This is a genomic window from Marinilabilia sp., from assembly GCF_016278715.1.
In the GTDB taxonomy this organism is placed as follows: Bacteria; Bacteroidota; Bacteroidia; order Bacteroidales; family Marinilabiliaceae; genus Marinilabilia.
The window spans coordinates 1-9040 of the sequence record NZ_JADQBH010000323.1 but is presented as its reverse complement, the minus strand read 5'-3'; the positions used below and the strand labels follow the sequence as shown (position 1 = coordinate 9040).

Sequence of the window (9040 nt, the reverse complement as noted above, 5' to 3'; positions counted from 1 at the left end):
AAATCCAATCCCGACAGGGGAGGGGAAATATCAAATATTCATTTCAATGATGTGAAGCTACAGGATGTGGAGGATGCATTTTTTATTACCTCTTTTTATCATCAGGAGGGAGAAGGACACGTGACACATATTCACAATATTTATGTGAATAATGTATATTGTCGGGAAGCCTCTGCTGCCGGTATTGTGGTTCACGGGTTTCCTGAACTGAAAGTGCATGATATCTTTTTCAGCAATGTGACCATTGAAAAAGCAGATGTTGCTTTGGATTTGAAAAATGCGAAAGACATTGTGATGGAAGATGTTTCTATTGGCGGTATGGCCGGTCCGCCTTCATGGGCCAAATAATTGTTTTGCTATTAAAAAAAAGGTCTGTAAGGTTAACACCTTTCGGACCTTTTGTCATTAAATTATTCAGTGTTACCAAAAAATCCACTTTATATCGTAAAGTTTACACCTCACAGGGCATTAAGGCTTTTGCGAATTCAGGGTGTTCATTATGAGTTTGTTGATGCGGATTTGCTCAAAAGAAAAAAGTGAAGCCAGACTTTTTATCTCCTGCTGGAAACATTTATCCCCCTAAAATAAATTAATGTCCTCATGAATGAAGGCTTCCGGACTTAAACTTGCATAAGTCAATACTTGTCTAACAAGATGTCAGCCGTTGACGAAAGCTTAAATAAACTTTAAAAACGCCGGGATGTTTTCCAGGAAATTCCGAATTTTGGGTCTGTTTAATGACCGGAAATTTTCAGGGGAAGATAAAATGGGGTTGTAATGAAATAAGTTTAGGACGTCTGGTTCTTTCAGCACGACCACAAAGTTCAGGGCCGGCATTTTTTTAATACTTAATTATGAAATTGTTTAGTTTATTTTTGGTGGGAACCATGACTTTTGTCTTTTCCGCCACTATTTTCTCGCAAGAGCCAACATTCGACAACCCCATTGCTGAAAAGCGTGCTGACCCATGGGTTTATAAAGCCGACGATGGATCCTACTATTTAATAGCTACAGTGCCGGAATATGATCGCATCGTTATTCGGAAGGCAACGAACATCAACGGCCTCAAGGATGCTGAAGAAAAAACGGTGTGGCGTAAGCATGAAACAGGCGTGATGGCAAGTCATATCTGGGCTCCCGAATTGCATCAGATCCACGGGAAGTGGTATATTTACTTTGCTGCCGGAGAGTCCGAAAATGTCTGGAACATCAGGATGTACGCGTTGTCTAATTCTTCGGAAGACCCGATGGAAGGGGAGTGGGTCGAGGAAGGACGAATTGAGACGGAGCACGATTCATTTTCGCTGGATGCCACTGTTTTTGAGCACAACGGGAAGAACTATATGATTTGGGCCCAGAATGTACTGAAAGATGGGCATGGAACTGGTCTGGTGCTTTCCGAAATGGAGAACCCAACTACCCTAAAGGGTAACGAAGTCGTTATTACAACACCTGAATTTAGCTGGGAACAGCTGAAGCACAGAGTGAATGAAGGTGCGGCAGTACTAAAACGTAATGGAAAGATATTTGTTACCTATTCTGCTTCTGCAACCAACCATTATTACAGTTTGGGACTGCTGTGGATTGATGAAGATAAAGACCTGCTGGATGTGAACAACTGGCATAAGTCTCCAGCCCCTGTTTTTTGTTCCAATGCAGAACTAAAAAGGTTTGGGCCCGGTCACAACTCCTTCACAATTGCAGAAGACGGGGAAACGGTTGTAATGATATACCATGCGCGGGATTACAAGGAAATAGAAGGAGAGGCCCTGAATGATCCCAACCGGGCTACACGTGCACGAGTGGTAAAATGGACAGATAGCGGGTTCCCAGATTTTATGCAGCATAAGGGAGATTGATTCGTTTAATAAATGTGTGATAATGAAGAAAGGGCTGCCCCCACAATGGAGCAGCCCTTTCTTCATTATCAAAAAGGTTTATTTATTACTAATCAACAAACAATCTTTTGGCATGGCGCTCATAAAGATTTTCAAATACACATTTGCCTACAATATCAGCATGTTTCTCCAGTAGCATATTGTATTGGTCAATTCTCTCAGCTGCCAGTTTGTAGCCCACATGCACCAGCTGACGAAGGTTGGAGTTGTATTGCGGATGCCCGGGGATATGTCTCAGCGCATGGGCAAACTCTTCGCCCGTCCAGCCCTGCACTTCCATGGCTGAGGGGAGTTTGTTTTCGTCAATATCGATGACATCGGCATAAGGGGCACAAAGCTTTTTTACATCGGTTAATGCCCGGGAGTATAGATTTTTTACAAATACCAAAGCTTCACCTCCAGCCAGAGCGAGTCCAATAACCTCTTCAAGCCAGGTAGTTCCGGCTGTTTTCAGGTGAAAACCTTTATTGTGTTTCTTTGATAACTGTTTGATAATGGGATAGATGGAGAATTTGTCAGAGCCCGAGTGAATACTCAGTTTTAATTCTTCTGGAAGTCCAAACTGCTGAATGGCAAAGTCGATGACCATCAGATTTGCTTCATACTCGGTGTTAAAGGCATTGACATCGCCTACATAATCTACTCCTTTGTTGAACCGCCCGGTGAATTTTGGGGCTATGGTCTGTGCCGGCACATTGTAGTGAGCAAGCATCGCCAGAATAAAGAACAGTTCTACCGGGGTCTGTGGGATGGGGACTTCATCCATGGATACTTCTGTGATGAAATTGCCTTTGCCTTTTTCTGTTTCAATCCGTTTGTAGGTTTCCCCTGCCATTTGGGCGGCATACAAATACTGATCTGCGACGTGCCGGAGCATATCTTCGGTAATATTAAAGGCGGTTTTTAATCCCGGGACTTCAATATTGCCGATGAATGGTCTCATTTTCCCGATAAAATCCTCTTCTTCTTTGGCTTCACTCTTTTGTCCGATATAGGAAGCCACATCGATGGTGAAGAAGTTTGAGCTGCTCAGAAACCGATCAACGGTGTCCAGATTCACATGGTCGGCATCAATAAACCATTGTTTGTTGTAACCGGCCTCTTTAATGCTTTTTTCAGCAGCGGCAAGTGTGTCTTTGGGCTCACTGCCAATGGTGGTGTGTTCACGGTTCGATTTGTTCCACACGGGAGTAATTTCAATTCCCTTTTTTTCGGCTTCCAGTATGGTTTTTAACTGCCATCCGGCTTGATGGGCAAAACGGTCGCCCATGCCAAATGAGTACTTGGATAGTTTTTTCATGACTGAATTTTTTATTGGTTCATAGTAATTGTTTCGGTATTGATAATTTCAACAGGCTGAAACTCATGTTTCATGGTGATGTTGTGGGTGGTCAGGTATTCGAAAAGACGCTTAACTGCCTTTTCCGATTGTTCCATGGGCTTCTGGCCAATCAGGAAATGAATGATGCCTTTTTTTAAAAAATCTGTGTTTTTCCGCGTCATTTCGTAACCCACCAGAATGGCCTCTATTCTTTTTTTCTCCAGATATCGTGCAATAACATGTGTTTTTGCACTGGATACAAGAACAGCTCCGATATTAGGATTTTGTTGAAGAATCTGGTCCATTTTTGCCTCAACGGTATCCTGCTCGGTGGTGGGTATTTCGACTGTAATTTTCATCCCGCTGTTTTTTCCTGCATCCAGAAAGTAACTCAGAAAACCCTGATTTCTGCGGTTGAGGTGCTGTGTGTTCTCAAGGTCTTTGGCAAGGTTAACAATCAGTATATCCTTTTCGGGTTTCAGCCCAAAGTCGATGAGGCTTGCTGCCACCCGTCCCCCCTGAAAAGCATCTTCCCCGATGAAGGCAATGCAATTGGTGTTGTCGATGAAGGTATCTATGAAAATATAGGGGACTTTCTCTTTGTCAAGGTCTTCACAAAACCTGATGGCCTCTTTTTTCAGAATAGGGGCCATGATGACACCATCCGGTGGATTTTTCAAAATACCCCGGGTTTTTTCTATGAAATCGGCTTCATTGTGCAGTTCAAACAGGCAATAATCAATATCAAGGGAAAAGGGGTGAAGATCGTGTATGGCTTTTTCAATGCCTTTGGGATGTGCCAGCCAATAAACATTGTCATCACCTCCTTTGGGAATCAGCACGGAAAATTTGTAGGTTTTCCGGGTTGTTAAAGCCTGTGCAACAATGTTGGGCTGATAATCCATCTCTTTTGCGATGTCCAGTATTTTTTGTTTCGTTTTTTTTGCCACCTCCCCCCGGTTGTGTAATACCCGATCGACGGTGCCTATGGAAACGTTTGCCTTTTGGGCGATGTCTTTTATGCGGACTGGTTTCATCTGTTTGGATTATCGTATTCTTTGCCTTTTGGCATTGCTGTGAAATAGAGTGACAAATGCCAAGCTGGCATTTGTCACATCTTTATCTTATTAATAACCGAAAAATTGGGGTACCCAAAGTGAAATTTCCGGAATGAATGTTACCAAAAGAAGCACCACAAACATAGCGATGTAAAATGGAATCAGGGGTTTTACCAGATCCTGTATTTTAAGTTTGGCTACACTGCATCCGATAAACAGTACTGCACCCACCGGTGGGGTTACGAGACCCACATTCAGGTTCAGAATCATAATGATCCCAAAATGAATGGGGTCGAGGCCCAATTGGGTGGTTACAATGGGCAGGAATATGGGTGTAAATATCAGTACAGCGGGTGTCATGTCCATGAATATACCTACTGCAAGTAATGCCAGGTTAATTATCAGCAGAATCACAAACGGATCTGATGAAAGTGAAAGCAATGCATTACTTACAGTTTCAGGGATGTTTTCGAACGACATCACCCACGACAGACCAATTGATGCTGCGATGAGCAATAATACCATACCCGCTGTACGTACTGTGTTGATAATAATGGCAGGTAAGTGTTTTGCGGTAATTTCTTTGTAGAGGAGGGCCAGAATCAGACTATAAACCACTGCAATTGCAGCAGCTTCGGTTGCCGTAAAAATTCCGGCAATAATACCACCTATCACTACTACCAGCATCATTAAACTGGGAATAGCATCCAGAAACTTCTTAACTCCCTGTTTGAATGGAATCTTATCGCCCACGGGATATTTCTTTCTGTACGCATAAACCGAACCCACCAGCATGATAGCCAGACCTGTTAATATACCGGGGACATAACCAGCCAGGAATAACGCAGCAATGGAGGTGCCTCCACTGGCTAGTGCATAAACAATAAGAATGTTACTGGGAGGGATTGACAATCCTGTGGTGGCTGATGTTACGTTGATGGCCGCAGAGAAATTTTTGTCATATCCTTCTTCTTCCATACGGGGACCCATTATAGTGCCGATGGCAGAAGCGGAGGCTGCAGCAGACCCTGAAATGGCGCCAAAAAGCATATTGGCAGTGACATTTACCAAAGCCAATCCTCCGGGAAGACGACCTACCAAAACTTTTGCAAACTCAATAAGCCGCATGGCAATTCCTCCGGAGTTCATTAATTGTCCTGCCAGTATGAAAAAGGGAATGGCCAAAAGCGAAAAACTCTCCAGGCCTGTGGCCATTCGTTGGGCCATCGTGGAAAAGGCAGGTAATACATCGAAACTTACTAGCATGGTGGCCATGGCTGAGAGCCCGATGCTGTAGGCAATAGGAGTACCTATTACCAGGAAAAATATAAATGAAGAGACCAGGACTATAATGCCCAACATATCTAATTCCATGATACTACTGTTTTATTTTTTTGTTTGCACTGATCAAATTCAGGATGTCGTCGAGGGAGTAATAAATCATAAGTAAACCACTGATGGGAACAATGGAATAAACAAAACCCAGCGGAACCTGCAGGGCTGAGGAGACCTGTCCCATTTGAAAGCGGGTGTAAACAAGCCATGCTCCTCCTGTAACCATGATGGTCAGACAGAAGACGATGATCAGAAAATTAATGAATACCAACAATCTGTTTTTGTTTTTTGGTTTCAGTTTGTCCGGAAGAATGTCTATTGCCAAATGTTCATTTTTCCCTTTTACATAGGCTGCCCCGGCCATTCCTACCCAGATAAGCAGAAATACCGCCAGCTCATCGGTGAATGAGCTGGGATTGGACAAGATGTATCGACTGGCCACCTGCCAGACAACATCCACTACCAGGGTAGTTGTCAATACAACCAGAAAGACTTCCAGTATTTTATCAATTTTTGCTCTCAGATGCATATTGTTATTGCTTTTGTTTATCAACGATATCTGTGTTCTCAGGAACTACCCTGGTGCTGTCAACTTGAAATTCTGCAGCCCTGATGCGCTCAATTAGGATGGAAAGCTCTTCGTTGTCTTGATAAAGGTCATAGACACTTTGAACGGCTTCTCTGAATGGTTGTTTATCCGGAGTTATTATCTCGACTCCTTCTTTTTCGAGTTCTATCAGAGCCTCTTTTTCCGATTTCATCCACTCTTTTCTCTGCACTACAACAGATTCCTGAACTGCCTGCATGAGCCATTCTTTCTCCTGCGTGTTGAGTTTCTTCAGAGCATGGGTGCTCATCAGAAGCACATCGGGGATTCGGGTATGCTCATTAAGGGTATAGTAGTTACATACTTCGTAATGGTGCGACAGATAAAAACTGGGTGGGTTGTTTTCCGCTCCATCCACTACTTTTCCCTGGAGGGCAGTATATAACTCACCCCATGATATTGGCGTGGGGGAGCCACCCATTGCTCTGATCATTGCGAAAGAGGTAATACTGGGCATTACCCTCATCTTGAGGCCCGAAAGGTCTTCCGGTTTGCGAATGGGACGGGAAGAATAAAAACTGCGGGCCCCGGCATCGTAAAAGCAGAGTCCCTGCAACCAGAATTTTTCTCCTTTCGAAAGAATTTCTTTTCCTACCGGACCGTCCATTATAGAAAAAGCATGTTCCTGGTCGGCAAAAATGTAGGGGAGGCCAAAAACTTTGTACTCTTCCACGAATCCTTCAAGAGCGGCGGCAGATACTTTGGTGATGTCAAGACTCCCCAGTTGAAGAAGCTCAAGGCTTTCCCGCTCCGATCCCAAAACACCATTGGGATAAATGTCAACTTTCAGCTTACCATCCGAAAGCTCTTCCAATCGGTCAGCCATAAATTCCATGGCGATGTGTACCGAGTGCTTGGTGTCAAGAGAGTGTCCCAGCTTCAGTACTTTGACATCTGATTTTAAGCCACATCCTCCGGCAAAAAATAGAAGCACAAGTAGTGAAACAACGATTTGTTTGTTCATCATCAGATTAATGTCTTTGTTTAGATACCTGTTCCTGGAAATATCATTGGGGTAATCAGCAGGTATCATAAAATCAGGTTGTTGTGAATGGTGGATAAAAAGTCCGCTCACTCCTTTCGAAGTGAACGGACCGGGTATTTACACATTGTATGTTGAGGATGCGGTAGTTCCGCCTCGTCCTGTCCAGTTGGTGTGGAAAAATTCACCTCTTGGCTTATCTATTCTTTCATAAGTATGGGCACCAAAATAGTCACGTTGCGCCTGCAGTAAATTTGCCGGCAAACGGTCGTGACGGTATCCGTCGTAGTAATTCAATGCTGTCGCAAAAGCCGGAGTGGGAACTCCGTTTTCAATGGCTTTGGAGACCACTCTCCGCCAACCAGCCTGAGCATTTTCCACCACATCTTTGAAGAAGGGGGCGAGCAGTAAATTGGTCAGGTCGGGGTTGGTATCATAAGCCTCTTTGATCTTAGCCAGGAAAGCCGAGCGAATGATACATCCACCTCTCCACATCAGTGCAATGCCACCATAGTTGAGATTCCATCCGTACTCTTCGGCAGCTGCAGCCATCAGGGCATAACCCTGTGCATAAGAAATGATTTTTGAGGCATACACCGCATCGTGAAGGTCTTTCAGGAATGCTTTTTTATCACCGGTAAATTCAGGTTTTGGGCCCGACAATATTTTTGATGCGGCTACACGCTCTTCCTTTATGGCTGAAAGACAGCGTGAGAAAACAGCTTCTCCGATGAGGGTCAATGGAATGCCCAGATCAAGGGCGGAGATTCCTGTCCATTTTCCGGTTCCTTTTTGTCCGGCTGTGTCGAGAATTTTCTCTACCAGTGGCTCTCCGTCTTCATCTTTGTATGCTAAAATGTCGCGAGTGATTTCAATGAGGTAGGAATCAAGGGGGCCTTCGTTCCACTCTTTAAATACTTCATGCATTTCGTCGGCCGACATACCCAGCAACTCTTTCATAAGGTGATAGGCTTCATTAATAATCTGCATGTCGCCGTATTCAATGCCGTTGTGTACCATTTTCACAAAATGGCCGGCGCCTTTTTCACCTACCCAGTCACAACAGGGTGTTCCATCTTCTACCTTGGCGGCGATCGACTGGAAAATGGGTTTTACTGCTTCCCAGGCTTTGGGGGAGCCGCCTGGCATAATGGAGGGGCCCAGTAAGGCGCCTTCTTCACCGCCCGAAACTCCGGTCCCGATGTAAAGAAGTCCTTTGCTCTCTACATATTCTGTGCGGCGGGTGGTGTCCGGAAAGTGAGTATTTCCGCCATCGATGAGAATATCCCCCGGCTCCAGCAAAGGAATAAGGCTTTCGATGAGTTTGTCAACTGCCGGTCCGGCCTTGATCATCATCATTACTTTTCTGGGACGTTCCAGGGATTTCACCAACTCTTCAAGGGTGTGTGTGCCTCTGATGTTTTTGTCTTTGGCACGACCTTCAATAAAGTCATCTACTTTTTCGGTGGTTCGGTTGAAAACCGATACCTGAAAGCCTTTGCTTTCCATATTGAGAACCAGGTTTTCTCCCATTACGGCCAAACCAATTAATCCAATGTCTGATAACTGCTTCATAGTTCTATGTTTTTGTATTGTTATTTTTGTTGAATATTCAATTTCCTTTGCTCTAAACCCACCGCCTTACGCTTTATGCTCCACGCCTCCTGCTATCTCCCTTTCAGGGTTCTGGTTTTTTCTATGTATCTGCATTACAGAGTTTAACCTTGCTTTGTTGCTCCTGGTCCTGCGCCCTGGTTTTTAGTTGGTGAGCTAAGAACTACCAGGCTTAATCTTTATGTGCCGAAGCTCTTTTTAAGTCCCCCTTGGGGGATTTAGGGG

At 44.3% G+C, this 9040-nt stretch carries 8 protein-coding genes; 2 read left to right on the top strand and 6 right to left on the bottom strand.

The genetic code is table 11. From position 1 onward, the window contains the following. Together QZZ43_RS19445 and QZZ43_RS19440 are read left to right on the top strand one after the other, a co-directional pair. A partial coding sequence (locus QZZ43_RS19445) for a glycosyl hydrolase family 28 protein (protein ID WP_291862833.1) occupies positions 1 to 348 on the top strand: 348 nt, incomplete at its 5' end. A gap of 506 nt (positions 349 to 854) precedes the next feature. Continuing rightward, on the top strand, positions 855 to 1859 hold the full coding sequence (locus QZZ43_RS19440) for a family 43 glycosylhydrolase (RefSeq protein WP_291862830.1): 1005 nt from the start codon (positions 855 to 857) through the stop codon (positions 1857 to 1859). Between the two features lie 88 nt (positions 1860 to 1947). On the opposite strand, the gene QZZ43_RS19435 is transcribed toward QZZ43_RS19440, so the two are convergent. From QZZ43_RS19435 to gnd, 6 genes are all read right to left on the bottom strand, one after another. Beyond that, on the bottom strand, positions 1948 to 3198 hold the full coding sequence (locus QZZ43_RS19435) for a tagaturonate epimerase family protein (protein ID WP_291862828.1): 1251 nt from the start codon (positions 3196 to 3198) through the stop codon (positions 1948 to 1950). A gap of 11 nt (positions 3199 to 3209) precedes the next feature. Then, on the bottom strand, positions 3210 to 4256 hold the full coding sequence (locus QZZ43_RS19430; RefSeq protein WP_291862825.1) for a LacI family DNA-binding transcriptional regulator: 1047 nt from the start codon (positions 4254 to 4256) through the stop codon (positions 3210 to 3212). Between the two features lie 90 nt (positions 4257 to 4346). Then, the gene (locus QZZ43_RS19425) at positions 4347 to 5651 is read right to left on the bottom strand and encodes a TRAP transporter large permease (protein ID WP_291862822.1); all 1305 of its coding nucleotides are present in this window, start codon (positions 5649 to 5651) and stop codon (positions 4347 to 4349) included. A gap of 4 nt (positions 5652 to 5655) precedes the next feature. Then, on the bottom strand, positions 5656 to 6141 hold the full coding sequence (locus QZZ43_RS19420) for a TRAP transporter small permease (protein WP_291862819.1): 486 nt from the start codon (positions 6139 to 6141) through the stop codon (positions 5656 to 5658). A 4-nt stretch (positions 6142 to 6145) separates the two neighbouring features. Beyond that, positions 6146 to 7252, bottom strand: a complete 1107-nt coding sequence (locus QZZ43_RS19415) for a TRAP transporter substrate-binding protein (RefSeq protein WP_291862816.1) — start codon at positions 7250 to 7252, stop codon at positions 6146 to 6148. Between the two features lie 69 nt (positions 7253 to 7321). Then, a complete protein-coding gene (gene gnd, locus QZZ43_RS19410) occupies positions 7322 to 8776 on the bottom strand; it encodes a decarboxylating NADP(+)-dependent phosphogluconate dehydrogenase (protein ID WP_291862813.1) in 1455 nt (484 codons plus the stop codon). Positions 8777 to 9040: the final 264 nt, after the last annotated feature.

Bases quoted from the DNA above. Each gene is read 5' to 3' on its own strand.
- QZZ43_RS19440 (WP_291862830.1), top strand. From the start codon at position 855: ATGAAATTGTTTAGTTTATTTTTGGTGGGAACCATGACTTTTGTCTTT.
- QZZ43_RS19435 (WP_291862828.1), bottom strand. From the start codon at position 3,198: ATGAAAAAACTATCCAAGTACTCATTTGGCATGGGCGACCGTTTTGCC.
- QZZ43_RS19430 (WP_291862825.1), bottom strand. From the start codon at position 4,256: ATGAAACCAGTCCGCATAAAAGACATCGCCCAAAAGGCAAACGTTTCC.
- QZZ43_RS19425 (WP_291862822.1), bottom strand. From the start codon at position 5,651: ATGGAATTAGATATGTTGGGCATTATAGTCCTGGTCTCTTCATTTATA.
- QZZ43_RS19420 (WP_291862819.1), bottom strand. From the start codon at position 6,141: ATGCATCTGAGAGCAAAAATTGATAAAATACTGGAAGTCTTTCTGGTT.
- QZZ43_RS19415 (WP_291862816.1), bottom strand. From the start codon at position 7,252: ATGATACCTGCTGATTACCCCAATGATATTTCCAGGAACAGGTATCTA.
- gnd (WP_291862813.1), bottom strand. From the start codon at position 8,776: ATGAAGCAGTTATCAGACATTGGATTAATTGGTTTGGCCGTAATGGGA.